This window comes from Micromonospora sp. NPDC049004, assembly GCF_040649315.1.
Lineage (GTDB): Bacteria > Actinomycetota > Actinomycetes > Mycobacteriales > Micromonosporaceae > Micromonospora.
In genome coordinates this window covers 66468-89185 of sequence record NZ_JBEZFG010000008.1, presented here as the reverse complement: position 1 = coordinate 89185, position 22718 = coordinate 66468, and the positions used below count along the sequence as shown (strand labels likewise).

At 72.0% G+C, this 22718-nt stretch carries 29 protein-coding genes; 14 read left to right on the top strand and 15 right to left on the bottom strand.

Annotation, left to right across the window (positions count from 1 at the left end; genetic code table 11):
- Positions 1-2 precede the first annotated feature (2 nt).
- From AB0B97_RS23510 to AB0B97_RS23500, 3 genes are read left to right on the top strand one after another with little or no spacing between them, the layout of a single operon-like run.
- Positions 3-263, top strand: coding sequence for a hypothetical protein (locus AB0B97_RS23510; RefSeq protein ID WP_234584428.1), 261 nt, complete (start codon positions 3-5; stop codon positions 261-263).
- Positions 260-916: a hypothetical protein gene (locus AB0B97_RS23505; RefSeq protein ID WP_357496427.1), complete on the top strand. Its 657-nt coding sequence runs from the start codon at positions 260-262 to the stop codon at positions 914-916. Before AB0B97_RS23510 ends, AB0B97_RS23505 begins: the two co-directional genes overlap by 4 nt.
- Before the next feature lies 1 nt (position 917).
- On the top strand, positions 918-1325 hold the full coding sequence (locus AB0B97_RS23500) for a hypothetical protein (RefSeq protein WP_357496795.1): 408 nt from the start codon (positions 918-920) through the stop codon (positions 1323-1325).
- Between the two features lie 29 nt (positions 1326-1354).
- Here the strand turns inward: AB0B97_RS23500 and AB0B97_RS23495 are convergent, their stop codons facing one another.
- Positions 1355-1765 carry a PIN domain-containing protein gene (locus tag AB0B97_RS23495; RefSeq protein WP_357496425.1) on the bottom strand — a complete coding sequence of 137 codons (411 nt, stop codon included), beginning with the start codon at positions 1763-1765 and terminating at the stop codon, positions 1355-1357.
- On the bottom strand, positions 1762-2043 hold the full coding sequence (locus tag AB0B97_RS23490) for a hypothetical protein (protein ID WP_234584424.1): 282 nt from the start codon (positions 2041-2043) through the stop codon (positions 1762-1764). Before AB0B97_RS23490 ends, AB0B97_RS23495 begins: the two co-directional genes overlap by 4 nt.
- A gap of 89 nt (positions 2044-2132) precedes the next feature.
- Between AB0B97_RS23490 and AB0B97_RS23485 the strand changes: the two genes are divergently transcribed.
- Positions 2133-3272, top strand: coding sequence for a site-2 protease family protein (locus AB0B97_RS23485; RefSeq protein ID WP_357496423.1), 1140 nt, complete (start codon positions 2133-2135; stop codon positions 3270-3272).
- 79 nt (positions 3273-3351) lie between these two features.
- On the opposite strand, the gene AB0B97_RS23480 is transcribed toward AB0B97_RS23485, so the two are convergent.
- Positions 3352-4629, bottom strand: a complete 1278-nt coding sequence (locus tag AB0B97_RS23480) for an FAD-binding protein (RefSeq protein ID WP_357496421.1) — start codon at positions 4627-4629, stop codon at positions 3352-3354.
- Positions 4626-5396 carry a hypothetical protein gene (locus AB0B97_RS23475; RefSeq protein ID WP_357496419.1) on the bottom strand — a complete coding sequence of 257 codons (771 nt, stop codon included), beginning with the start codon at positions 5394-5396 and terminating at the stop codon, positions 4626-4628. The genes AB0B97_RS23480 and AB0B97_RS23475 overlap by 4 nt, the downstream gene beginning before the upstream one ends.
- Before the next feature lie 101 nt (positions 5397-5497).
- Between AB0B97_RS23475 and AB0B97_RS23470 the strand changes: the two genes are divergently transcribed.
- A complete protein-coding gene (locus AB0B97_RS23470) occupies positions 5498-5920 on the top strand; it encodes a hypothetical protein (RefSeq protein WP_357496417.1) in 423 nt (140 codons plus the stop codon).
- 33 nt (positions 5921-5953) lie between these two features.
- Here the strand turns inward: AB0B97_RS23470 and AB0B97_RS23465 are convergent, their stop codons facing one another.
- Positions 5954-6883, bottom strand: a complete 930-nt coding sequence (locus AB0B97_RS23465) for an LLM class F420-dependent oxidoreductase (protein WP_357496415.1) — start codon at positions 6881-6883, stop codon at positions 5954-5956.
- A 98-nt stretch (positions 6884-6981) separates the two neighbouring features.
- Between AB0B97_RS23465 and AB0B97_RS23460 the strand changes: the two genes are divergently transcribed.
- Positions 6982-7293, top strand: coding sequence for a metalloregulator ArsR/SmtB family transcription factor (locus AB0B97_RS23460; RefSeq protein WP_357496413.1), 312 nt, complete (start codon positions 6982-6984; stop codon positions 7291-7293).
- Entirely contained in the window at positions 7294-7824 is a 531-nt protein-coding gene (locus AB0B97_RS23455) for an SRPBCC family protein (protein WP_357496411.1), read from the top strand.
- A gap of 23 nt (positions 7825-7847) precedes the next feature.
- Here the strand turns inward: AB0B97_RS23455 and AB0B97_RS23450 are convergent, their stop codons facing one another.
- Positions 7848-8633, bottom strand: a complete 786-nt coding sequence (locus AB0B97_RS23450; RefSeq protein WP_357496409.1) for a helix-turn-helix transcriptional regulator — start codon at positions 8631-8633, stop codon at positions 7848-7850.
- A 63-nt stretch (positions 8634-8696) separates the two neighbouring features.
- Here AB0B97_RS23450 and AB0B97_RS23445 point away from each other — a divergent pair, with 63 nt between their 5' ends.
- On the top strand, positions 8697-9521 hold the full coding sequence (locus AB0B97_RS23445; RefSeq protein WP_357496407.1) for an SDR family oxidoreductase: 825 nt from the start codon (positions 8697-8699) through the stop codon (positions 9519-9521).
- 82 nt (positions 9522-9603) lie between these two features.
- Here AB0B97_RS23445 and AB0B97_RS23440 read toward each other — a convergent pair whose 3' ends face one another.
- The 3 genes from AB0B97_RS23440 to AB0B97_RS23430 all read right to left on the bottom strand — a co-directional run bounded on the left by AB0B97_RS23440 (position 9604) and on the right by AB0B97_RS23430 (position 12205).
- Entirely contained in the window at positions 9604-10641 is a 1038-nt protein-coding gene (locus AB0B97_RS23440; RefSeq protein WP_357496405.1) for a hypothetical protein, read from the bottom strand.
- A complete protein-coding gene (locus AB0B97_RS23435; protein ID WP_234584413.1) occupies positions 10641-10910 on the bottom strand; it encodes a hypothetical protein in 270 nt (89 codons plus the stop codon). The genes AB0B97_RS23440 and AB0B97_RS23435 overlap by 1 nt, the downstream gene beginning before the upstream one ends.
- Positions 10911-11413: 503 nt before the next feature.
- On the bottom strand, positions 11414-12205 hold the full coding sequence (locus AB0B97_RS23430; RefSeq protein WP_357496402.1) for a class I SAM-dependent methyltransferase: 792 nt from the start codon (positions 12203-12205) through the stop codon (positions 11414-11416).
- 74 nt (positions 12206-12279) lie between these two features.
- On the opposite strand from AB0B97_RS23430, the gene AB0B97_RS23425 reads away from it, so the two are divergent.
- The 3 genes from AB0B97_RS23425 to AB0B97_RS23415 all read left to right on the top strand — a co-directional run bounded on the left by AB0B97_RS23425 (position 12280) and on the right by AB0B97_RS23415 (position 15240).
- Positions 12280-12948, top strand: a complete 669-nt coding sequence (locus tag AB0B97_RS23425) for a hypothetical protein (protein WP_357496400.1) — start codon at positions 12280-12282, stop codon at positions 12946-12948.
- A 77-nt stretch (positions 12949-13025) separates the two neighbouring features.
- The gene (locus tag AB0B97_RS23420) at positions 13026-13970 is read left to right on the top strand and encodes an RNA polymerase sigma-70 factor (RefSeq protein WP_234584410.1); all 945 of its coding nucleotides are present in this window, start codon (positions 13026-13028) and stop codon (positions 13968-13970) included.
- Between the two features lie 82 nt (positions 13971-14052).
- Positions 14053-15240: an FAD-dependent oxidoreductase gene (locus AB0B97_RS23415; RefSeq protein WP_357496398.1), complete on the top strand. Its 1188-nt coding sequence runs from the start codon at positions 14053-14055 to the stop codon at positions 15238-15240.
- A gap of 113 nt (positions 15241-15353) precedes the next feature.
- Here the strand turns inward: AB0B97_RS23415 and AB0B97_RS23410 are convergent, their stop codons facing one another.
- The 4 genes from AB0B97_RS23410 to AB0B97_RS23395 form a co-directional block, all read right to left on the bottom strand.
- Positions 15354-16544 (bottom strand): serine hydrolase domain-containing protein, encoded by a 1191-nt coding sequence (locus AB0B97_RS23410; protein ID WP_357496396.1) that lies wholly within the window; start codon positions 16542-16544, stop codon positions 15354-15356.
- 127 nt (positions 16545-16671) lie between these two features.
- A complete protein-coding gene (gene pyrE / locus AB0B97_RS23405; protein ID WP_357496394.1) occupies positions 16672-17196 on the bottom strand; it encodes an orotate phosphoribosyltransferase in 525 nt (174 codons plus the stop codon).
- Positions 17197-17247: 51 nt separating this feature from the next.
- Entirely contained in the window at positions 17248-17976 is a 729-nt protein-coding gene (locus tag AB0B97_RS23400; RefSeq protein WP_357496392.1) for a hypothetical protein, read from the bottom strand.
- A 60-nt stretch (positions 17977-18036) separates the two neighbouring features.
- Complete coding sequence (locus tag AB0B97_RS23395; RefSeq protein WP_357496390.1) at positions 18037-19113, bottom strand: aldo/keto reductase; 1077 nt, start codon at positions 19111-19113, stop codon at positions 18037-18039.
- 90 nt (positions 19114-19203) lie between these two features.
- On the opposite strand from AB0B97_RS23395, the gene AB0B97_RS23390 reads away from it, so the two are divergent.
- The 3 genes from AB0B97_RS23390 to AB0B97_RS23380 all read left to right on the top strand — a co-directional run bounded on the left by AB0B97_RS23390 (position 19204) and on the right by AB0B97_RS23380 (position 20988).
- Positions 19204-20085 (top strand): AraC family transcriptional regulator, encoded by an 882-nt coding sequence (locus tag AB0B97_RS23390; RefSeq protein ID WP_357496388.1) that lies wholly within the window; start codon positions 19204-19206, stop codon positions 20083-20085.
- Positions 20086-20167: 82 nt separating this feature from the next.
- On the top strand, positions 20168-20872 hold the full coding sequence (locus AB0B97_RS23385; RefSeq protein WP_357496386.1) for an NAD(P)H-binding protein: 705 nt from the start codon (positions 20168-20170) through the stop codon (positions 20870-20872).
- Entirely contained in the window at positions 20860-20988 is a 129-nt protein-coding gene (locus AB0B97_RS23380) for a hypothetical protein (RefSeq protein WP_357496384.1), read from the top strand. The genes AB0B97_RS23385 and AB0B97_RS23380 overlap by 13 nt, the downstream gene beginning before the upstream one ends.
- Before the next feature lie 82 nt (positions 20989-21070).
- Here AB0B97_RS23380 and AB0B97_RS23375 read toward each other — a convergent pair whose 3' ends face one another.
- Together AB0B97_RS23375 and AB0B97_RS23370 are read right to left on the bottom strand one after the other, a co-directional pair.
- Positions 21071-21979, bottom strand: coding sequence for a hypothetical protein (locus tag AB0B97_RS23375; RefSeq protein WP_357496382.1), 909 nt, complete (start codon positions 21977-21979; stop codon positions 21071-21073).
- The gene (locus AB0B97_RS23370; protein ID WP_357496380.1) at positions 21967-22689 is read right to left on the bottom strand and encodes a hypothetical protein; all 723 of its coding nucleotides are present in this window, start codon (positions 22687-22689) and stop codon (positions 21967-21969) included. Before AB0B97_RS23370 ends, AB0B97_RS23375 begins: the two co-directional genes overlap by 13 nt.
- Positions 22690-22718: the final 29 nt, after the last annotated feature.

Here is a 22718-nt window from a genome sequence, read left to right as displayed (position 1 = left end):
ACGTGAGCATCGGCGAGATCAAAGCCGCCCTCCGCGAAGTCGACGGCTTACTCGGCGAAGCCGCCGCTACGGTCGAGGAGATCGGTGCCCAACTCGCCGAGGCAACCAGCTTGACCCTCACCACCCTGCACGACAGCCAACATGACGAGGCGAACAAGGCCCGCACGGCGTTGACCTCGGCCAAACGCGAGGTGGAGCTGATCCTCCGCACGATCACCGTGATCAAGGACAACACGGGCAGCTATCGGGAGTCGCTCGGATGACTGGGCTTCTCACCCAGGTCGTGGCACAGCTCAACTCCGCCATTGAAAAGTTGGACGCCCTCGCCGTCAAAGCCGGCCGCGCCCAGCAGGACACGGCCGAAGCTCAGGGAAATCTTGGCCGGCTCGGTAGCGGAAGCGAGAACCCGAAACTCGGCCTGGCGATCAGCCAGAGCCGCACCGCTCTCGACAAAGCCGGCCGGCTCGGCCTGCTGACTAGCAACGCGGCGCACCATCTCGCCAACTACGTCAACGTGATCGCCCCGGGTTCCGTCCCCGCTCGTGTCGACGGGGACCACGGATCACCATCGGGCGAACGAGTGGTCGCAGAGGCAGAGAGCAGGGGCAGCCGAGCCGAAGCCTTCCTCCGGCGTCATGTCAAGAAGGCGGACGAGACCGAGGGCAACCTTCAGGACGCTGAGCAGGCCACGACGGCCGGGCTTCGTGAGTTGATGCATCAGATCAAGGGCGGCCCCGGCGGCACCGCGACCTCCACCGCCGCTCCCAAGCCCGCCCCGCCCGCAGATCGACCACAGTTGGAACACCCGGTCAGCTCCGTCATCATGGCGGCTGGAGCCGTGGCCGTCGGCCTGAAGGGCCTGTGGAACATGACCAAAAAGCATCGCGAGAGGAAGCATCGTGACGATCAGTCCTGACATGGTCGCCTACATCCGCACCATGGTGACGGGCGACCACGCCGAGAACGACCGCATCGAGGCTCGCCTCGACAGTCAGGGCTGGGAGGGTTTCGCCACGCTGCTCGGTGCGGTCTTCTACCTCGCGGTCGACCGCCACTTCCCCAACGGCGCCAGCCCGGAGGAGGTGATCCGGTTCGTCAGCCACATGCGGAGCACGACAACCGGTGGTGCCGAGACTGACGCGACCAGCGCAGAGAAGCTGATCAGCGCCGCTCTCGACCCGACCATCGAGATGGACGTCGACCCTAAGGTCGCGGGTCGTATCCAGGGCTTGGCCATTCTGCATACGCTCGGCGGTGGGAGGATCTCCGACGACGAACTCGATTCCCTCCTGAACGAAGCGGCTGTTTTGGCCAGCCGTATCTGACGTCAGGTGACGAGCCAGTCAGTGTGCCCTCAACTCCAGTCGAGTGAGATGTCGAGGATCTCCAGATCCGGCGGCACCGCCGGGGCGACCCGCTTGGGGTCACGGGTCACCAGGTAACAGCGGTACAGCACGGCGGTCGCAACGGCGTGCGCGACGTCCAGCGGCACGTCGAACCGCGCTGCGATCCGGGCCACCCGGCGACTGGTCGGTGCGTCGTACACCGCGACTTTGATCTCCCGTTCCTCGTTCAGGAGCAGGTCGAGGAGGTGGATGGCGGGTGTGCCAGCCACCTCCAGCTGCGCCTGCCCCAGGCAGAGTGCCGGGATCCACACCTCCTGCGCCGGGTCCTCCTCGGCGAGGGTCAGGATCGCCCCCGGTTCGACGCTGTCACCGGAGGCGTAGGCGAGCAGGGCGGACGTGTCCAGGACCAGACCGTTCACGCGGCGGCCGGCCCGTCCTGGTCGAACTGGCGGAGCCACTCGGCGTTGCGCGCGTGCTGCTCGTCGGTGATAGGTGCCAGGGCGGCAAGGTGGGACCGGGTCCGTTCGACGTCCTCGTCGGTAACCACGTACCCGAGCTGCTCCCACCGGGCCCGCAGGTTGTCGGCGCGCATTTTCCGGCGCAGGATGCCGGCGATGAAACCCGACGTGTTGCCCTGCGTGCGCTCCACGTACGCGGCCACGTCGTCGGGCAGGCTGATGGTGATCCGGCGAGTCATACTCTGACCCTACCCGCTGCATACCCCGAACCGACGCTCCTGGGCGCGGCATGTCGCATGGCTCGCCCAACCGGGGGTAACGGACAGGGATGAGGGCAAGTTTCCGGCTCGGACGGATCGCGGGGGTGCCGGTCGGGGTCAACTGGAGCGTTCTGGTCATCTTCGCGCTGATCGCGTGGGGGCTGGCCGCGAACCAGTTCCCCCGCTCGTACCCGGACCGCTCGCCGGTGGCGTACACCCTCGCCGGTCTGGCCGCGGCGGTTGTCTTCTTCGTCGGCCTGCTCGCCCACGAGGTCTCGCACGCCGTGGTCGCCAAGCGCAACGGGTTGACCGTCGACGGCATCACGCTCTGGCTGTTCGGCGGGGTGGCCGAGCTGAAGGGTGAGCCGCGCGACCCCGGCGCGGAGCTGCGGATCGCGGGCGTCGGCCCGCTGGTCAGCCTGCTGCTCGGGGCGTTCTTCGGTGTCATCGCTCTGCTGTTCGCGCTGGCCGGGCAGGGTGGACTGCTCTTCGGCGCGATCGCGTGGCTGGCCGGCATCAACGTGCTCCTGGCGATCTTCAACGTGCTGCCGGCCGCACCGCTGGACGGTGGCCGGCTGCTGCGCGCGGCGGTGTGGAAGGCCACCGGCGACCGGAGCCGAGCGTCCGTGGTGGCCGCCCGGGCCGGCTGGGTGCTGGGTGTGCTGCTGATCGGCCTCGGGCTGTGGCAGTTCCTGTCCGGTATCGGCTTCGGTGGGCTCTGGCTGGCGCTGATCGGCTGGTTCCTGATCGGCGCCGCCGGGGTCGAGGAGCGGCAGGCCCGCGCCGGAAGCGCGCTGCGCGGCATCCGGGTCGCCGACGTGATGACACCGCAGCCGCAGACCGCCTCGGCGGACATGACGGTCGCCGACTTCGTGGACCACTACCTTTTCGCGTACCGGCACTCGGCGCTGCCGTTGACCGAGGACGGCAGACCGACCGGCCTCGTCACCCTGGACCGGGTGCGGGGCGTACCCGCCGATGCGCGGACGTCGACCACGCTGGGCGAGGTGGCCTGCCGGGCCGACCAGCTGGTCCTCGCGCAGCCGGGGGAAGAGCTCAACGACCTGCTCCCCCGGCTCAGCGAGTGCGCCGACGGCCGCGCCCTGGTGGTGAGCGACGACGGCCTGCTCACCGGCATCGTCTCCCCCAGCGACATCAGCCGCGCCGTTCAGCGCGGCAGCCTGCGCACCCCGGCCGCGTCCCGCTGATCATGAAGTTATTGCGCCGACACGCCGCTGCGAGGGGCAATAACTTCATGATCGCCGCGGGCGACGAGGCCCGCACCGGTCAGCGGGGGAAGTAGCGGTCCAGCAGGTCGGTGCGGAACGTGCCGGTCGGGTCCAGGCGGGTCAGCAGGGCGGCGAAGTCGGCGTGGCGGGGGTAGCGGGCGGCCAGCTCGGTCGGGGCGGTGACGAAGACCTTGCCCCAGTGCGGGCGGGGTGCGAACGGCGCCAGGCGGTCCTCCACCTCGGCCAGCACCGGCAGCACCGCGTCGGCGTCGTCGACCCAGGTGAAGTGGACCACGAAGCTGTCCCGCTGGTGGTTCGGGCTGAGCCACAGCTCGTCGGCCGCCACCGTCCGCAGCTCGCACACCTGCAACACGGGGGCGATCAGGTGCGCCACCTCGGCCAGCGCGGCGAGCGCCCCGGCCGCCGCCGTACGCGGCAGGTGGTACTCGGACTGGAGTTCGTCACCGCTGCTCGGGGTGAAGCCGAGCTTGAAGTGCGGCAACCGCTCGTGCCACGGGCCCGGCACGCCGAGCTGTGGGGTGCAGTTCTCGGCCGGCATGCCGAGCACCGGGTGTCGCGGCTGGTCGGCGGCCGTGGTGCCGAGCCAGTCCATCTCCGGCGGCGGCTGGTCCGCGAGCTGCTTGCGCCACACCTCCCGCAGACGCGGGGTACGCCAGTCGGTGAACACGCTCACGCTGTACGCCGAGTCGAACGCCTCGTCCAGCGCCTCGACGGGTAGGTCGAGGCGCACGTACTGGCGCAGCTCGAACGTCGGCACCAGATCCAGGGTTACCCGGGTGACCAAGCCGAACGCGCCGAGCCCGACCACCATGCCGGCGAACGTGTCGCCGTCGGTGTCGCGGTCCACGTGCGTCAGGTCCCCGTCGGCGTTGACCAGCTCCAGGGCGGCTACCGAGGTGGCCAGGTTGCCGTGGGTGGGGCCGGAGCCGTGGGTGGCGGTGGCCACCGCGCCGGCGACCGAGATGTGCGGCAGTGAGGCGAGGTTGGCCAGCGCGTACCCCTGGCCGTGCAGGTGCCGGGCGACGTCGCCGTAGCGCAGCGCGCCGGCGACGGTGACCTGCCCGCGCTCGCGGTCGATCTCGATCGTCGGGGGCAGGCCGGCGAGCGAGACCAGGTCCCCGGTGGTGTCGCCGAGGCGGTTGAAGGAGTGCCCGGTGCCCACCGCGCGGATCCGGGAGCTGCCGGCGACCAGCCGGCGTACCTCGTCGACGGTGGTGGGGCGGTGGAACTCCCGCGCGGCGTAGCGCACGTTGCCGGCCCAGTTGCGGCGTGGCACGTCGGTGCTCGACGTCAGGTGCTGTCCCTGCGCGGTCATGGGGCGGTCTCCCGATCGGTGGACTGGTGGTCGGCCAATGCGGCGACGAGGGCTTCCAGAACGGCATCCGCCTGGTACGTGGGGTAGCCGCGTTGAGCGATCGGCAGACCGGCGGCGGTGGCGCGTTCGATCTCGCCCCGGGCCGCCTGCCGGGTCGCCGCATCCCCGGATATCAGGGCGTCCTGGCCGCGTCGGATCAACCTGTCGACCCGATCCATCTGGTAGCCACGCAGGCCGACCGGGAGGTCCGGGGCGGCGAAGGCGGCGCGGCGCTGAGCGAGCAGGTCGACGAACCGGTCCCCGGCGCAGCGCGCGAGCGCCTCGGCCACCTGCTCGGGTTGCTCCCGGACCTGGTCGAAGACCAGCAGCTCGACGGCTGGCCGGCCGTCGATCGGGTGGCGGGCGGTGACCGGTTCGAATGCCGCACCCGGGGCGGGCACCAGCAGCAGGCGCGGCGGCGTGGAGTAGCCGTCGCGGCGGGGCGGCTCGTCGAGGACCAGCGCGTCGACCTCGGCCCACCGGATCTCCCGGCGCAGGCCGGGCCGCCGGATGCTGAGCCCTTCCGGGGTGATCCCGAAGCGGAACGGCCGCAGCGCGCTGACCAGCACCACCGCGCCGAGCGCGATCGCGCCCCCGGCGACGATCGTCCGTAGCAGGGCGCCGTCGCTGGGGTAGACCAACAAGAGCACCCCACCGAGTACGCACACCAGGGCGAGCACCCGGGCCCCCCGGCTCCGGCGCAGCTCCACGCTCGGACCCCCGTTCATGACCGTGGCGTCGGTCCTCGCATCCTCCGACAGACCGGGCGCCACGGACACCGGACGATCGGGCACGGTTGTTCTCGCCATCGTCGGGGAACCCTACGCCCATGAGCAGCTACCGTGATCCGGCCCCGCGGGGCGATGTCTTCCCCTCGGAGGAGGAGCTGGACCCGACCGGCAGCGCGGTCGAGCCGGCCAGCGCCCCGCCGGGCGCCCGGTTGTCGAGCCACCCGGCGCCCACGCCCGGCCCCCGTCCGACACCCGCCCCCGCGCCCGCGCCGACGCCCGTACCGTCGCCCGGTCCGCCGCCGCGCGAGCCTGGCGGCCGGTCGCGGTCGATCGTGACGCGCCACCTGGACGGGTCGGTCGAGGTGGTCACCGACCTCGACGGCGACGGCCTCGCCGACGTCGTCCAGATCGACGTGGACGGTGACGGCGTACCGGACATCACCTATGTGGACAGCGACCGCGACGGCCGGCTGGACACCGTGCTGCGCGACCCGGGCCGCCCGGCCCACCACCGCGCCTGACGCGACGGCCGGCCGACGGTCGGGTTGCCGGGCTCAGAGGTTCGCCATCACCTCGGTGGCGACCAGGTCGAGGTGGTCCAGGTCGGTCAGGTCGAGCACCTGGAGATAGAGCCGCTGGCTGCCGATCTTCGCGTACCGGCCGATGGTGTCCAGGACCTCGTCGGGCGTGCCGGCGAGACCGTTGGCCCGCAGCTCGTCCGGCTCGCGGCCGATGGCGGCGGCCCGGCGGGCCACCTCGGCGTCGTCGCGCCCACAGCACAGCACCAGGGCGTTGGACCAGACCAGGTCGCCCGGGTCCCGACCGATCTCGGCGCACGCCGCGCGCACCCGCTCGAACTGCGCCGCCGAGTCCGCCGTCGAGGCGAACGGCAGGTTGAACTCGTCGGCGTAGCGGGCGGCCAGCCGGGGCGTGCGCTTCGGACCCATCCCGCCGAGCAGGATCGGCGGGCGGGGCTGCTGCACCGGCTTGGGCAGGGCCGGGGAGTCGCTGACCGGGTAGTACCGGCCGTCGTGGCTGAACCGCTGCCCGTCCGGGGTGGACCACAAACCGGTGATGACCGCGAGCTGCTCCTCGAGCCGGTCGAACCGCTCGCCCAGGGCTGGGAACGGAATGCCGTACGCGGTGTGTTCGTCGGCGTACCAGCCGGTGCCGATGCCCAGCTCCACCCGGCCGCCGCTCATCTGGTCCACCTGAGCCACGGTGATCGCCAGCGGGCCCGGGAGCCGGAAGGTCGCTGCGGTCATCAGCGTGCCGAGCCGGATGCGGCTGGTGTCCCGGGCCAGGCCGGCCAGGGTGGTCCACGCGTCGGTGGGGCCGGGATCGCCGCTCACCCCGCCCATCTTGAGGTAGTGGTCGGACCGGAAGAACGCGCCGAAACCGGCGTCCTCGGCGCGGCGGGCCACCGCGAGCAACTGGTCGTAGGTGGCACCCTGCTGGGGCTCGGTGAAGATCCGCAGTTCCATGCGTCCGAGCATAGGGAGCCGATCGGCGGACCGCGTCCGGACGGGCGGCCCGGTCATATTCCTTGACGGTCATATAACGCTTGAGGCATATTGGCCTGGTGTCCACCGACGCCTTCACCGTCCTCGCCGAGCCCACCCGGCGACGGATCCTCGATGCGCTCCGCGACACCGACCGCAGTGTGGGCGAGCTGGTCGACGGGCTCGGGGTCAGCCAGCCGGCCGTGTCCAAGCACCTGCGGGTGCTGCGCGAGGCCGGCTTCGTCACCTGCCGGACCGCGGCCCGGCAACGGATCTACCGCCTCGAGCCGGGCCCGCTGCGGGCGGTGGACGGCTGGCTCGACCCGTACCGCCGGCTCTGGACGCGGCACCTGGACGCCCTCGAACGACACCTCGACAGTCAGGAGCAGTGAATGAACCGCGACGCGTTCCGCCCGAGCCCACCCGCCGAGGTGCGCGCCGAGCCCACCGACGGCGGCGCCGTCCTGGTCTTCGTCCGTGACCTGCGGCACCCGCCGGCCACCGTGTGGGCGGCGCTGACCGAGCCGGCACAGCTCGCCCAGTGGGCCCCGTTCCTCGCCGACCGGAACCTCGGCGACCCCGGCGCCGCCGTGCTCACCCTCATCGACGGCGAGACCACCGCGGAGCAACCGGCGACGGTACGCCGGGCCGAGCCGCCCCACCTGCTCGAATACACCTGGGGTGACGACCTGCTGCGCTGGGAGCTGACTCCCGTGGGCGCCGGCACCCGGCTCACCCTGCGGCACACCGTCGCCGACCGGGGCATGCTGCCGATGGTCGCGGCCGGCTGGCACCTCTGCCTCGACGTGGCCGAGAAGCTGCTCGACGGCGACCCGGTAGGCCCGATCCGGGGCGCCGAGGCCAAGGACTTCGGCTGGGCCGAGCTGCGCGACACGTACGCCCAGCGGTTCGGCCAGGGCTGAGGCGCGGCCCGACGCCCCGGACCTCAGAGCAGCCTGGCCAGGGCGTACGCCGAGGGTGTCTCCGGCGCCGCCTGGTAGGCGATGATCACCTGACCGTCGGCGCCGGCGACGGCAAGCGTCTCCCGCCGGAGGGTGAGCGGCCCGACGACGGGGTGGTGGAATCGCTTGACCTCGTCGCGTGTCGGCCGGACGTCGTGCGCGGTCCAGACGTCGCGGAAACGGCCGTCGGCCAGCAGCTCGGCGATGAGGTCGGTCGTCGCGGGGTCGCGCGGGTCGGCTTCGGCCCGGAGCGCGGCGACGCTCTGCGCGGCGATCTGGGCCCAGTCGGGGAACAGCGTGCGCACCGTGGGGTCGCGGAACATGCCGCGGACCAGGTTCTGACCGGGTGTGTAGAGCGGGGACAGCGCCATGGCGAGCTTGTTCGCCGCCAGCACGTCGAAGCGGCGGTCGCGGACGTACGCGGGCGTCTGGCCGAACGAGTCGATGAGCTGCTGCACGGCGTCGGAGGCCGCGGCGTGCTCGCGCGCTGGCGGCGCGGGGGTGGCCAGCGCGGTGAGATGTGCCCGCTCGTCCTCGTTCAACTGCAACGCGCTCGCCAGGGCGTTCAGCACCTGCGGCGACGGGTTGCGGTCCGTGCCCTGTTCCAGGCGGGTCAGATAATGCTGGCTGACGCCCGCGAGACGAGCCAGTTCGTCACGGCGTAGTCCTGGTACGCGTCGGCGCCCGAACGAGGTCACCCCCGCCTCGCCCGGCCGGACCCGCCCGCGACGCGCCTTCAGGAAGTCGCCCAGCGCGTTCTCGCCGTTCATTCCCGCCAGCCTAGCCCCGTCAGGGTGCTGGCAGGCCGGCGTCCGCTGGCGCAGGGTCGAGTCATGAAGACATGGTTCATCACCGGCGCGTCCCGCGGTTTCGGCCGCATCTGGGCCGAGGCCGCACTCGAACGCGGCGATCAGGTCGCCGCCACGGCACGGGACCTCCGGACGCTTGAGAATCTGACCGGGGCGTACGGGGACCGGGTCCTGCCGCTGACCCTGGACGTGACCGACCGCCCGGCCGTGTTCGACGCGGTGTCCCGGGCCGCGGCGGCGTTCGGCCGGCTCGACGTCGTCGTCAACAACGCGGGTTACGGGCTGTTCGGCATGGTCGAGGAGACGACCGAGCAGCAGGCCCGCGCGCAACTGGAGACGAACTTCTTCGGCGCGCTCTGGGTGACCCAGGCCGCCCTGCCGGTGCTGCGGGCGCAGGGCACCGGCCACCTCCTCCAGGTTTCCAGCATCGGGGGCATCGGCGCCTTCCCCACCCTGGGGCTCTACAACGCGTCGAAGTGGGCATTGGAAGGGCTCAGCGAGGCCCTGTCGGCCGAACTCGCCCCGCTCGGGGTGACGGTGACGATCGTGGAGCCGGGCCCGTACGGCACCGACTGGTCCGGGGACTCGGCCGCGCACACCGAGCCGATCGAGGCGTACGAGCCGGTACGGCAGGCACGCCGCGCCGGCGCGTCCACGCGTACGCCCGACGATCCGGCGCTGACCGCCGGCGTCATCCTGCAACTCGTCGACTCCGCCGAGCCGCCGTTGCGCCTGTTCCTCGGGCCGTACCCGTACCGTCTCGCCGAGACGTTGTACGCGAACCGGCTCGCCACCTGGCACGACTGGCGCTGGCTGGCGGAGCAGGCCGGCCCGCCGCATGGGGCGTGAGCACTGGCCGGCGGACGGCGTGCCGGGCCCACTGCGAACGGTGGACGGCCGGGTCGACAGTACCGCCGGCTCCGGGCCCGCGTCAGACGTACGGCCGGGTGGCGTACGCGGTGCGCAGCGCGGCCAACCCGGCCGACTTCGGCGACAGCGTGCCCCACCCGGAGTTGAAGTAGTTGGTCCGCGCGATACGGGGTCCACGCTCGGCGTTGAGCTGGGCGATCGCCGCGGGAACTGTAGCGATCCAGGCCGCCTGGTCCGGGATTTCGGCCGACCGCACCCCGTACTCCGCGATGATCACCGGTCGGGACAGCGCCACCGGGCCGAGATCCGCGACCGCCCAGTCCTTCGTCCGGCGGAAGCGGGCCAGCGCGGTCTGGCCGACCGCTGTCGCGTAGGCGTTCCACTGCAGGTAGTCCAGCCGCGACATCAGCGACTCCGGGTGGGTGCGCTGGAAACACGCCCGGTCGAAGCCGCCCAACCCGACCGAGAAGGTCGTCCCGGCCGGCAACGTGCGGGCCTTGAACCAGGTGACGATGTAGGTCATGGCCTGCACCGCCCGCGCGTCGGACTCGGCCCAGGTGTACGCCTTGCCCGCCTCGGTCGTGCCGAACTCGTGGTCCGTGTCCAACTCGGACGCGAGCTGGATGTTCACCCCGAAGCCGAGCGTCCGGTACTGGGACAGGGCGCGGGCGAACAGACCGTCGCACTGGCCGTTGAGCACCTGGGTGTACCCGTACGCCTTCGGCCAGGTGGTGCCGGGTCGCTGCTGGATGGTCATCGACGGCGCCGGCACGGTGTAGCTGACGCCGTCCACCGTGAAGGTCTGCGGCCCGGCGTCGCCAGCGCCGTAGTGCTTCAGCTCCAGGACCATGTTGATCTGCACCCCGGCCTTGCCCAGGTTGATGAGCCACGGCCGGTTGTAGCCGGGAAAGACGTACCCGTCGGCGAAGCTGCGGTACTGGGTCAGCGAGCGGAAGTTGCCGCCGGCCATGTCGGCCGTCGGGTCGGCGCCGCCGGACAGGTAGTAGCCCCCGAGGACCGGTTGGCGCAGGCTGTAGTCGACCCCGGCCGTCGCGGTGTTGCCGGCCGCGTCGCGGACCTGGACGGTGACCCGGGGCATCACGCCACCGCCCGGTACACGGCGACCGAGCCGTTGTCGGAGACCCGGGACCAGGTACGCCCGGAGTTGTCGCTGACGGTCACGGTCAGCGGGTCGATGACCGCGGTGACCTTGACCGGCGCGCTGCTGTTGCCCTGCGCGTCGGTGACCACGATGGTGACGGTCAGCGGTTTGGTGTCGGCGTCGGAGTACGTGACGGTCAGCAGCATCTGGTCGCCCGGCGCGAAGACGGACGCGTTCAGGGCTGCGGTCGCGGTAGGAGCCGCCATGTCAGGGCCTCTCTGATGAGGTCGCCGGGCGGACGCGCGGGTGAGCGACGCCGGGCCAGGCGAGATCCACGATGCGGGAAGGCTGGTGGAGCACGGGAGCGGCGGCGCGGCCGGTGGACGGCGGCGCCGGCGGTGGGCGATGGCCACCGCCGCGGGCACCCGCGGCGGTGTGGGCGACCGCGCCGTACGTGTGGTCGGGCCGGCGGCTGTGCCGTGCCCGCCGTGGCGGGGTCGGGCTGGGCGAGGGCGGCACCGACGTGGACGATGCTGTCCGCGATGGGCCGGAGGACTGGGATGTGGCCCGACATCCGTCCGCCTCCTCGCCTGCCCTAAGCGTGCTCTACCAGGGGCTTTACCGTCTTGTCCGGTTAGCGACAATCGCCCTGGTGTCGGGTCATGCGTCCGGCGGGTGGTGCTGGGCTACCGGCGTGCCGCGAGCGGACGACAGGTGGTGTCCTTCGCCTGTCGCGCCGGCCTCCGGCAACCGGCCCGAGCCGTCCCTGCTACGGCGCCGTGCCCGCCACGGCCCAGGCCCGCGCGGTGAGCCGGATCGAGCCGTCCGGCTCGATCGGCAGCCGGGCGGCCAACAGGTCCCGCAACGCCGCCCGTTGCGGCTCACCCAGCGAGGTGACGTACGACGGGGCGCTGCCCTGCCCGCCGAGGAACGGCCGCCAGTAGTCGTCGAAGTCGGCGAACACCGTCGGCACGTCCACCGGCCGGACCGACACGTCCCGCAGGCCGGCGTCCACCCACAGGTCCCGCAACGGTTCAGGCCGGCACATGCTGAACCGGCTCGCCTCGTCCCGCCCCGCCGCACCCGGGTCGAGGTGGGCGACGGCGGCCCAGAAGTGCCGCATCATCGCCATGCCCTCCGTGTAGTCCCACACGTACGCGGACACCGCCCCCGCCGGCCGGACGACCCGGGCGAACTCGGCGACCGCCCGCGCCGGCTCGGGCACGAAGTTGAGCGTCAGCCCGCTGACCACCACGTCGACGGCGTCATCGGGCACCGGCAGCGCGCGGGCGTCACCGACGTGGAAGCTCGCCCGCGCGTCCTGGACGCGGGCACGCGCCTGGGCGACGAAGCCCGCCGAGGGGTCGATGCCGGCGATCCGGGCGGGATCGGCCTCGGCGAGGACCGTCGCGGTCAACGCGCCGGTGCCGCAGCCCACGTCCAGCCAGTGCCGCCCGGGTGCCACGGCCAGTCCGCGTACGAAGTCGGCCGCGACCAGGCGGCTCCACCGACCCACGTACGCCTCGTACGCGTCGGCGTCCGCCCACACCGGGTGTGTCATGTCCGCACGATACGACAGCGTCCGTGGGCGCAAGGGCGAAGCGCCTCGTTGCCCCGGGCTGGCACACTGCCGCCGTGACGATGACCCAGACGTCGGCGGTGCACCGGGTGCACGCGTGGCAGCGCCTCCTGGTGGTGGCCGCGCTGGTGGCTTCCGTGGTCCTGCTCGGCTGGGCGTACCAGACCGGGGGCGACACCCTGCGTTTCCGGTTCGGGTGGGTCACGGTCGCGCTGACGGCGGTCCCGTTGTTCGTCGCGCGGGGGCGGCAGTTCACGTACGCCTGCCTGGCTGTGGGTGTCTCGTTGCTCGTCCTGGCCTGCGGGCCGGTGCCGGCCGGGCTCCTGCCGGCGATGCTGGTCCTGCTGGCCACCACCGCGGACCCGCGGCGGTCGCCGTGGCGGGCCCGGCTGTCGGTGCTCGTCGGCGCGGCGCTGGTGGTCGTCCCGGTCGTGGCGTCAGCGGGAGCGGTGCACGACTCGCTGACGTCCCCGCCGGTCGGCTTCGTCGTCCACACCGACGCGGATACCGAGGTGACCGACCTCGTCGGGCCGGGAGACGTGAGCGTGGTCGGCGTGCACACCCGGTACGACGACGGCGACGGGGGGCAGATCAGCTTCGTCGAGTTCACCCCCGGTCTGTCGGCCGACGGGCAGGATCAACTGCGCCGCCAGCTGGCGCTGAAGCCAGGCGTGTCGAAGATCTGCTCGTGGTACCGGAACAATCACCTGCGGTCCGCCTGCTGAACCGCCGGTTCCGACCGTCCGCCGCGCCTCGCCCACTGCTCGGCGGGCCGCGCGACGGACGCGGCTACTGTCGAGCCATGCCGCTGCGTCCGGATGAGGTCGAGGTGTTCGAGCGCTCCAGGGGCCGCCTGGAGGCGATCGCCTACCGGCTGCTGGGCTCGGCCAGCGACGCCGAGGACGCGGTCCAGGACACGTTCCTGCGCTGGCAGTCCGCCGACCGGGAGCACGTCGAGACGCCCGAGGCGTGGCTGACGAGGGTGCTCACCAACCTGTGCCTCAACCAGCTCACCTCGGCGCGCGCCCGGCGGGAGACGTACGTGGGGACGTGGCTTCCCGAGCCGGTGCTCGCCGGGGACCGGATGCTCGGCCCGGTCGACACCGTCGAGCAGCGCGAATCGGTCTCCATGGCGGTGCTCACCCTGCTGGAGCGGCTGTCGCCCAACGAGCGCGCGGTGTACGTGCTGCGCGAGGCGTTCGGCTACCCGCACGGTGAGATCGCCGAGATCCTCGGCGTCAGCGAGTCGAACTGCCAGCAGATCTACCGGCGTGCCCGGCAGCACGTCACCGCCGACCGGGCCCGCGCGGAGGTCGACAGCGCCGCCGCGCGCAAGATCGTCACCGAGTTCCTCATGGCGGCCAACAACGGCGAGGTCCAGCGGCTGGTGGCGCTGCTCACCGACGACGCGACAAGCGTCGGCGACGGTGGCGGCAAGATCCCGGCCCGGACCACGCCGATCAGCGGCGCGCTGGCGGTGGCGAAATTCCTGCGGGGCCTGTTCCGGCCCAGCGACGCCAAGCGGAACCTGGTCAGCGGCAGCCCGGCCCTCTACGCCGAGGTCGTCAACGGCGGCCCGGCGGTGGTCGTGGTGACCGGCGACCAGGTCGTCGGCGTCATGTCCCTGGAGGTGACACCCGACGGTGTCGCGGCCATCCGCATCCAGGTGAACCCCGACAAGCTCGAACGCGTCACGCGCCAGTGGTCCACCACCGAGCACTCGGAACCGCTCCTGCACGTCTGGTGACCCAGGTCATAGCCACCTCCTGTCAGCAATCGCGTCGCCGTCCGGTTCAGGAAGCGACCATCACCGAGACAGGAGTGCCGCCATGAAGCACCGCATCGTCGTCCTCGGAGCCGGATACGCCGGAGCGATCGCCGCCGGGCGTCTCGCCCGGCGACTGCACCCCGACGACATCGAGATCACCGTCGTCAACGCCGAGGCCGACTTCGTCGAGCGGGTCCGCATGCACCAGCTCGCCACCGGCCAGGACCTCAAGCGCCGCGAGCTGAGCCAGGTGTACGCGGGCACCGGCGTGCGGGTGCGACGGGCCCGGGTCACCGCCGTCGACGTCGACCGCAGGACTGTCGCGCTGACCGACGAGAGCGGCGCCGACGAGATCGCCTACGACACCCTCGTGTACGCCCTCGGCAGCGCCGCCGCCGACCACGGCGTGCCCGGTGTCGCCGAGCACGCGTACGACGTCGCCGGCCGGCCGTCGGCGCTGCGGTTGCGTGACCGCCTCGGCCAGCTCGCGGCCGGCGCGACGGTGCTCGTCGTCGGCGGGGGCCTCACCGGCCTCGAAGCGGCCACCGAGATCGCCGAGGCCCGGCCCGACCTCGACGTCGCGCTCGCCACCCGCGGCAGCCTCGGTGACTGGCTCACCGGAAAGGCACGACAGCACCTGCGGGGCGTCACGGCCCGGCTCGGCATCACCGTCCACGAGCACACCGACATCGCCCGGGTGGAGGCGACCGGCGTCGTCACCGTCGACGGTCGGACGATCCCAGCCCAGGTGACCGTGTGGACGGCCGGCTTCGCCGTCCACCCCCTCGCCGCCGCCACGACCCTGACGGTCGCGGCCAGCGGGCAGATCGTCGTCGACGACACCATGCGCTCCGTCTCGCACCCCGACGTGTACGCCGTCGGCGACGCCGCACTCGCCGCCGGGCCGGGCGGCAAGCCCCTGCGGATGTCCTGCGCCTCGGGAGGCCCGATGGCCTGGCAGGCCGCCGACGCCATCGCCGCGCGCCTGACCGGTCAGGTGAAGATCCCGAAGGCCCCGCTGGGCTACTTCAACCAGTGCATCAGCCTCGGCCGCCGCGACGGCATCATCCAGTACGTGACCGCCGACGACCGGGCCAAGCCGTCCCTGCTCACCGGACGGCTGGCGGCCCGCTACAAGGAGGTCGTGTGCCGGGGCGCCGCATGGAGCATCACCCACCCCATCCCGTACCCGGTGCGCCGCCGCCGCGTCACCGCCAGCCGGACGGAGACCGCCGCGACCCTGTCGTGACCTCGCTGTCAGGAGAACGGGTCGGTCCCCGAACCCACGCGTCACACGGGCAGCGCCCCGCAGACCGGTGATCCGGTCCGCGGGGCGCGGTTGGAGCAACAGGTGCCGCCACCTCAGTGGACGGTGCACAGCGCCGCGTCGACGCTGCCGTTCACGTCGGCGAGCATCTGCTCACCGGTCGGCAGACCGGTCACGGCGACGACGGCGCCGCGGCCGTCCTCGGTGACGAGGTTGCGGGTCTCGAAGCCCTGGATGTCGCCGCCGTGGCCCCAGGCGTCGCCGCCGCAGGGCAGCTCGTGCCGGGCGATGCCCAGCCCGTACTCGTACTCGCCGGACGGTTCGAAGCCGGGCGCGGGCACTGTCGTCATCATGGCCGCCTGCTGCGCGGGCTTGAGCAGCCGGCCACCGACGAGCGCCTCGAAGAAGGTCCGCAGCTCGTCCGGGGTCGAGACCAGTTGGCCGGCGGCCCAGCCCAGGGACGGGTCCATGGCGGTGACGTCCACCCACGCAGCGCCCGGGGCCACCGCGACGTAGCCGTGGGGGTGCGTGCCCCGAAGGCGCTGCTCCCCCACGCCCGGCCAGTACGTGTCGCGCAGTCCGAGCGGCCCGATGACACGGTCGGTGATCTCCTCGCCGATGGGACGTTCGGTGACCTGCTCGACGATGAGCCCCGCGAGGACGTAGTTGGTGTTGCTGTACTCCCACTTCACCCCGGGCGCGAAGCGCGGGGCGTTCGTGAGCGCGGCGTCCACCAGCCGGCGCGGCTGGTAGTACGAGTGACTCTTGTCGATCAGGTCCTGCGGCTGCGTGAACAGCACGTCGTCGTAGTCGGGCAGGCCGCTCGTCTGCTGCAGCAGCTGACGTACGGTGATCGCTCCGCCGTCGTTGCCGTTGCCCCGTACGACGCCGGGCAGGTAGTGCTCGACAGTGGCGTCGAGGTCGATGCGGCCCTCCCCCACCAGTTGCAGGACGACCACGGCGGTGAAGGTCTTGGTGTTGCTGCCGATGCGGACCTGGCCGTCGCGGGGAACCGGAGCGTGCGAGCGGAGGTCGCGCACGCCGGCGGTGTAGTCGTGGACGCGTCCGTCGGCTCCCCGCACCGAGGCGAGCACGCCGGGAAAGCCGTCCTCGCTGACCAGCTGGTCCAGGTGCCGCTGCACGGCGTCGCGTGGGCCGGCGGGCCGACCGGATTCGGCCGCGGCGAACGCCGGAGGGCCGGTCAGGACGGCGACGGCGGCCAGCGTCCCGGCGGCCGCCCGCAGGGTCCGGCGGCGGCGGGCGGACGTGCGCTCTTGCAGGGGCATGACGGGCTCCTCGGTATCGGACTCGCTTGACCCCATCAATGGTTCAAGGATTCCGATTCCGGGACGATCCCTCCTGCTGCCCTCCTGCGGTACAGCCCGCGCTACCCCGTAGCGGAGCGGGAGGCGGTCAGGCCGACGCGGAACGTTCCAGATCGTGTCGACTGAGGGCGGCGCGCAACCCCAGCCCGTCGGCGGCGAGGTTCTGCCGTCCGCCCTGCTCACGGTCGATCGCGCACACCACGGTGTCGATCACCGCGCCGCCCGCGCGCAGTTGCCGGCACGACGCCAGTAGCGCCCCGCCCGTCGTGACGACGTCCTCGATCACCACGACGCGCCTGCCGTCCACGGGGCCACCCTCGGCCGCCTTGCGGGTGCCGTACTCCTTGGCCTGCTTGCGAACGAAGACAGTCGGCAGCCCGGTCATCTGTGACATGACCGTGGCGATCGGTATGCCGCCCATCTCCATCCCGGCCAGCACGTCGCACCCGGGCAGCAGGGCGACCATCGCCTCGGCCACGTCGCGCAACAGATCGGGCTGCCCCTCGAACAGATACTTGTCGAAGTACTCGGGGCTCACCTGACCGGATCGCAGCCGGAACGATCCGGTCAGGTGACAGGCTTCGTACACGCGACGCGCGAGTAGGGACGGCACACCCGTCAGCCTCGCATCCCGGCTGGCGCGGTCATTGGCCAGGCTCACCCGCTAGCCGGCGTCGGGGCCCTGAATCCTGGCCAGCGCGGCGGCGAACTCGGCGTCGGTGAGCGCGCCCCGCTGGTGCTGCCGGGTCAGCGCGTGGACGTCCCGTCGCTGCTCAGCCGTCGGGCCGCCATGGTTGGTCACGGACCGGCCAACTCCCGCGGACCGGCGTCCCGTGGCGGCACCGGCGGTGGACTGCCGCGCCGGCCCATCGGCCTGCGCGGCGTCTCGGGGCTGCGCGTCGCGCTGGTGTGCCCGCAGTGTCGTCAGGATCTCGTCGTAGTGCTCCGGCCAGGTGGCCAGCCGTCCCAGTTCGGGCCGGAACGTGAACGGCCGCAGCAGGTCACCGCGCTGGAGCGCGGTCTGGACCGCGACCCCGTCGGTTCGCTCGATGATGATCGCGGAGCGACCCATGTCCAGTCCCGCGATGGTGGCGATGCCGCTGTGGATGGACGCCACCGATGCCCACGGAACCGTTGTCGTGCGCAGTAGCGTCCGGGACCGGACGCCGGCCGCGCTGACGTAGACCCCGAGCATCGCCTGCCGTACGGCGACGGCGAGGCAGATGGCCATCCACGCCCCGAAAAGGATCGCGACCGGGGTCGGCACCGGCATCGGCCACCCGCGCACGTACGCGATCACGAGTAACGAGACGGCGGCGGCCACCCCCACCAGCCCCAGCATCGCGAAGCCGGTCGTGGCGTCGAGAGAGTACGGGCGTTGCCACTTACCCATGCCGTCATGGTGACCGGTGGCGTCCACCCGCCGGATGTCCTGGACCGCGCGTGCGGGTGTTCAGTACCGGACGCCGTTGCCGAGGAAGGGCGACGGCGGGCTGGGCTGGCCGTCCACAGTCGCGCCGGCGAAGGCGAGCCTCGGCGCGAGGTACCGGTTGTTGTCGGCCGGGAAGTTGAGAGCCGGTGCCGACACCTCGTCGAGCCGTGCGGTCTGCTCCGGCGACAACCGCACGTCCACCGCGGCCAGGTTCGCCTTCAGTTGGTCGAGACGCCGCGCCCCGATCAGCACCGACGACACACCCGGTCGGGCGCCGATCCAGGCCAGCGCCACCGCCGCCGGTGTCACGCCGGCGTCGGCCGCGACCTCGTGCAACACGTCGATCACCTGCCAGTCGCGCTCGCTCGGGCCGCCCACCAGTGCGGCGCGGGTCGTGTCGATGTCGCTGGCGCCGCGCACGTACTTGCCGGAGAGCCAACCGCTCTTGAGCGGACTCCACGGCAGGACGCCGAGACCGTGCTCGCCCGCCATCGGGATGAGCTCCCCCTCGACAGTCCGTTCGAGCAGCGAGTACTCCAACTGCATCCCGATCGCCGGCGTCCAGCCCCGGAAGTGCGCGACGACCTGCGCCTCGGCGGCCTTCCACGCGGGCAGGTCGGACAGGCCCACGTAGCGGATCTTGCCGGCCGTGACGAGGTCGTCCAGGGCGCGCAGCGTCTCCTCGACCGGTACGCCACGGTCCCAGTTGTGCAGCCAGTAGATGTCCAGGTGGTCGGTGCGCAGCCGGCGCAGCGACTCCTCGGCCTGGGCGACCACCGCCTTGCGCCCGGCGCCGCCGCCGTTGGGGTCGCCCGGGAAGAGGTTGCCGAAGAACTTCGAGCCGAGAATGATCCGGTCGCGCAGGCCGGGCCGGGCGGCCAGGTAGTCACCGATGATCTTCTCGGAGTGACCGTTGGTGTAGATGTTTGCGGTGTCGATGGAGTTGCCGCCACGTTCCAGGTACTCGCTGATCATCGCCTCCGACTCGTCGACCGGGGCGCCCCAGCCGTGGTCCTCGCCGAAGGTCATGGCACCCAGGGTGTACGGACTGATGCGCAGGCCGGAGCGGCCCAGCGTGACAAAGTGATCGAGTGGCATGCACCCAGTACACACCCGGAAACCGCCGACCCCGTAGGTCGATACTGCCAGCGCATTGCCTGATCCTGCCATTCTCGGCAGGATGGGCGCATGACCGCTCTGCCGGAGATCCGCGACCTGGTGCTGCGCCACGCCGGCCGGCCCACGCCCGGCGGTCTCGTCCTGCACCGCACCGACACGCCCACCGAGCCGATGCCGGCCCAGACCGCGCCACTCTTCGCGCTCGTCGCGCAGGGCGCGAAGTACGCGGTGCTGGGCGACGGTGTCTTCTCGTACGGCGTCGGGCAGTTCATCGTCGCCTCCATGGAGCTGCCGGTGATCAGCCACGTCAGCCAGGCCAGCCGCGCCGAGCCGTACCTGGTGCTGGGCCTCGCGCTGCGGCCGTCGCTGATCGCGGACCTGCTGTTGGACGCGCCCCCGGCCACCGGCGAGCCGGCGGCGGGCATCGCGGTCAGCACCGCCGACGACGACCTGCTCGACGCGGTGGTGCGGCTGCTGCGGCTGCTCGACCGCCCCGACGACCAGCGCGTGCTCTGGGCGGGTGTGGAGCGCGAACTCGTCTGGCGGTTGCTGACCAGCGAACAGGGCGGGACGGTCCGCCAGATCGGGGTGGGCGACGGCAACGTCGTCCAGATCGAGCGGGCGATCCGGTGGATCCGCGAGCACCACGCCGACCTGTTCCGCGTCGAGGACGTGGCGCGCGTGGCCGGAATGAGCGTGACGTCGCTGCACCGCCACTTCCGGGCGATCACGACGATGACGCCGATCCAGTTCCAGAAGATGGTGCGCCTGCAGGAGGCGCGGGCCCGGCTGCTGGCCGATCCCGGTGACGTGGCGGCCGTCGGGTTCGCGGTCGGCTATGAGAGCGCGTCGCAGTTCAGCCGCGAGTACCGACGACTGTTCGGGCTGCCGCCGGGCCGGGACGCGGCCCGCCTCGCCCGGCTCGACCCGGCGCGGCTGGCAACTGTGTGAGGCCCCGAAATCGGTGGCACGATCCGGCAGCGGGGTGTTTCCTGACACCGGCCTGATCAACACCAGGGTGGGAAGGAACCACGTGATCGTCGTCTCCGCTGCCTCCGGAGCACTCGGCCGGCTCGTCGTCCGGCAACTCCTGACGCGGGTCCCCGCCGATCGGGTCGTCGCGGTGGTACGCCAACCCGCGCGCGCCGCCGAACTGGCCGCGCTCGGCGTTGCCGTGCGGCACGGCGACTACGACGATCCCGCGAGCCTCCGCTCGGCGTTTCGCCACGCGGAGCGGCTGCTGCTGATCTCCTCGCCCGAGCTGGCTCCGGACCGCCGGGTCGGGCACCATCTGGCCGCGCTGGAGGCAGCCACCGCCAACGGCGTACGCGCGATCGCCTACACCAGTTTCCTGGGCGCCGACCGCGACGGCTCGGGAATGAACGCCGCCCACCACGCCACCGAACGGGCGATCATCGAGAGCGGGATCGCGTACGCGATGCTGCGGAACCCGTTCTACAGCGAGGCGTTCCTCAACGCGGGCCTGCGTGCCGCCGCCGCGTCCGGGACGCTCACCAGTGGCACCGGCGGGCGTGGGCTCAACACCGCACTCCGCGCGGACCTCGCCGCGGCGGCGGTGCGCGTGCTGACCGACGACGCGTACCTGGGTCGTGGCTACGACCTGACCGGCCCCTTGTGGACGTACCCACAGCTCGCCGAGGTCCTGAGGACGCCACCGGGAAGACCGTCGACTATCACGAGGCCGCCGACGAGACGCCGGGGCCGATGGGCTTCCTGATGGGCCTGGCCCGGTCCGGGGCGCTGGAACGGCAGACCGAGGACCTGGCCCGGCTGCTCGGCCGCCCACCGGCGACCCTCCGGCAGGCCGTGGCCGGCGCGTTGAGCGAGACCTGAGCCGCAACCCCTACCGCGCCGTGACGCGCCGATCCCGCTCCGCCTCGACCGACCGGTCGACGCGGAGCGGACTCGTCGACCGCTAGAACCCACCCCACGGGCGGGCCGAGCACTTCCAGGTCTTCCCGTCGTTGTGCGAGACGCAGACCACGAGGACCTTCCCGACGAGTGGCAGCCCGAAAGTGAAGATGTGGATCCTCGTCTTCACATAGGGGACGCCCGACTTCTCGGCGACGTCGCCGAGCGCCCACCCGGCGTCCGGCCCCGGCACGCTCGCCACCCGGCGCAGCGAGTCGACGTCCCTCCCGGCGAGCAGCGTCTCGATCTCCTGCGCCGACGGTTCGCCGTCGCCGGTCAACGTGTCGACGGCGTACGGGCCCTCGGCGGCGACGCCGTTGGCCTTCTCGAAGGCGGCCTTCATCCCGCCCACAGTGGTGTCGCCGCCGAGGTCGAGGGTGAGCGTCTGGTCGCCGCGACGCGACAGGACGCACTCCCAGAAGGACTTGCCCGAGGCCATGCACATGGTCAGGCACCACTCCCGGCCCTCCGGCGTGGACGAGGCGAAGAGCAGGGAGGACGTCGCGGTCCCACTGTCACCCCTGCCGTCGTACACGCCGTCCGCAAGGTCGGCCATGGTCGTGTCGAGGACGTCCCGGCCGCCGGACATCGCCCCCAGGACCGTGACGCCGTCGACCTCTCTGCCGGCGACGAGCGCTTCGAGTTGGTCGGCGGTGAGGGTCCGGCCTCCGGTGTCGACGGCCAGCACCGTGTCCAGGTCGCCGACGGGTTGGCCGGTCATCTCCTCGAACCGTTGAAACATGATTCCCGGAGCGCCGGGCTGGTCGGTGACCGTCTGCCGGGCAGCGTCGTCGGCGGCGTGCGAGGGAGCGTACGAGGCCACCAGCGCGACGACCAGTGCCGCGGTGACGACGGTGACGCGCCTGATGACGTCCCGCAGAGCTGTCGGGGTCGTACGGGCTACCAGCGACATGTGACCACCACGCCCAGGCCGCTGGGAGAGGGCCCCCAGTCACAGTGCTCGCCGATCCACTCACCGATGTCGCTGATCGTGTCCGCGACCCACGCGAGCGCCGACCTGATCGCGCCCAGGATGCTGAAGTAGACGACTGTGGACTCGGGGGTGCCGCCGGCCTCGTCGATGATGTCCTTCGTCGACGCGGCGGGATCCGGCTTGTCGATGGTCTTCAGCACGCGTACGCCTGTGGTGTCCTTGCCGGCCAGCAGCGCCTCGACCTGCTCCGGGGTGCGTTCCTTTCCGTCGTCGACCGCCACGATCGCGCGGTCGATCAGCACCTCGCCGCTGCCGGTGACGGCCTGGGCGATGGCGGTGATCTCGCGCAGTGTGAGGTCGTTGCCGAGCGCGGGACCGGTGAACCGTCGGACCGAGACGGTGCCGGACGGGTCGAGCCAGAGCTCGTCGGCCACGATCATGTCGTCCACCTCGTACGGGGCCCAGGCGAACGTCCACTGCCCGGCGACGCAGCGGAACTGACCGTGCTCCCGACCCTCGGGTTCGGTCTCGGTGCGGACGATCCCGCCGCGGTCGTCGAGGTACTGGACCAGACAGTTGCCCCCTCTGGTCGGCGGCTTGTCGGTCCGGGCCACGGCTGGGGAGGATGTGGCCAGCGCCATCGCGCCGACCACCCCCACCACCGCGAGGTTACGTGCCGAACGACTCATCGGATGCTCCATTCCTGGCGAGGGAAACT

Bases quoted from the DNA above. Each gene is read 5' to 3' on its own strand.
- AB0B97_RS23470 (WP_357496417.1), top strand. From the start codon at position 5,498: ATGAGCAGCTACCGTGATCCGGCCCCGCGGGGCGATGTCTTCCCCTCG.
- AB0B97_RS23410 (WP_357496396.1), bottom strand. From the start codon at position 16,544: ATGCCCCTGCAAGAGCGCACGTCCGCCCGCCGCCGCCGGACCCTGCGG.
- AB0B97_RS23380 (WP_357496384.1), top strand. From the start codon at position 20,860: ATGGGCTTCCTGATGGGCCTGGCCCGGTCCGGGGCGCTGGAACGGCAG.
- AB0B97_RS23480 (WP_357496421.1), bottom strand. From the start codon at position 4,629: ATGACCGCGCAGGGACAGCACCTGACGTCGAGCACCGACGTGCCACGC.
- AB0B97_RS23395 (WP_357496390.1), bottom strand. From the start codon at position 19,113: ATGCCACTCGATCACTTTGTCACGCTGGGCCGCTCCGGCCTGCGCATC.
- AB0B97_RS23400 (WP_357496392.1), bottom strand. From the start codon at position 17,976: ATGGGTAAGTGGCAACGCCCGTACTCTCTCGACGCCACGACCGGCTTC.
- AB0B97_RS23435 (WP_234584413.1), bottom strand. From the start codon at position 10,910: ATGGCGGCTCCTACCGCGACCGCAGCCCTGAACGCGTCCGTCTTCGCG.
- AB0B97_RS23505 (WP_357496427.1), top strand. From the start codon at position 260: ATGACTGGGCTTCTCACCCAGGTCGTGGCACAGCTCAACTCCGCCATT.
- AB0B97_RS23445 (WP_357496407.1), top strand. From the start codon at position 8,697: ATGAAGACATGGTTCATCACCGGCGCGTCCCGCGGTTTCGGCCGCATC.
- AB0B97_RS23465 (WP_357496415.1), bottom strand. From the start codon at position 6,883: ATGGAACTGCGGATCTTCACCGAGCCCCAGCAGGGTGCCACCTACGAC.
- AB0B97_RS23485 (WP_357496423.1), top strand. From the start codon at position 2,133: ATGAGGGCAAGTTTCCGGCTCGGACGGATCGCGGGGGTGCCGGTCGGG.
- AB0B97_RS23440 (WP_357496405.1), bottom strand. From the start codon at position 10,641: ATGCCCCGGGTCACCGTCCAGGTCCGCGACGCGGCCGGCAACACCGCG.
- AB0B97_RS23455 (WP_357496411.1), top strand. From the start codon at position 7,294: ATGAACCGCGACGCGTTCCGCCCGAGCCCACCCGCCGAGGTGCGCGCC.
- AB0B97_RS23415 (WP_357496398.1), top strand. From the start codon at position 14,053: ATGAAGCACCGCATCGTCGTCCTCGGAGCCGGATACGCCGGAGCGATC.
- AB0B97_RS23490 (WP_234584424.1), bottom strand. From the start codon at position 2,043: ATGACTCGCCGGATCACCATCAGCCTGCCCGACGACGTGGCCGCGTAC.
- AB0B97_RS23375 (WP_357496382.1), bottom strand. From the start codon at position 21,979: ATGTCGCTGGTAGCCCGTACGACCCCGACAGCTCTGCGGGACGTCATC.
- AB0B97_RS23450 (WP_357496409.1), bottom strand. From the start codon at position 8,633: ATGAACGGCGAGAACGCGCTGGGCGACTTCCTGAAGGCGCGTCGCGGG.
- AB0B97_RS23420 (WP_234584410.1), top strand. From the start codon at position 13,026: ATGCCGCTGCGTCCGGATGAGGTCGAGGTGTTCGAGCGCTCCAGGGGC.
- AB0B97_RS23500 (WP_357496795.1), top strand. From the start codon at position 918: ATGGTCGCCTACATCCGCACCATGGTGACGGGCGACCACGCCGAGAAC.
- AB0B97_RS23430 (WP_357496402.1), bottom strand. From the start codon at position 12,205: ATGACACACCCGGTGTGGGCGGACGCCGACGCGTACGAGGCGTACGTG.
- AB0B97_RS23370 (WP_357496380.1), bottom strand. From the start codon at position 22,689: ATGAGTCGTTCGGCACGTAACCTCGCGGTGGTGGGGGTGGTCGGCGCG.
- AB0B97_RS23475 (WP_357496419.1), bottom strand. From the start codon at position 5,396: ATGAACGGGGGTCCGAGCGTGGAGCTGCGCCGGAGCCGGGGGGCCCGG.
- AB0B97_RS23390 (WP_357496388.1), top strand. From the start codon at position 19,204: ATGACCGCTCTGCCGGAGATCCGCGACCTGGTGCTGCGCCACGCCGGC.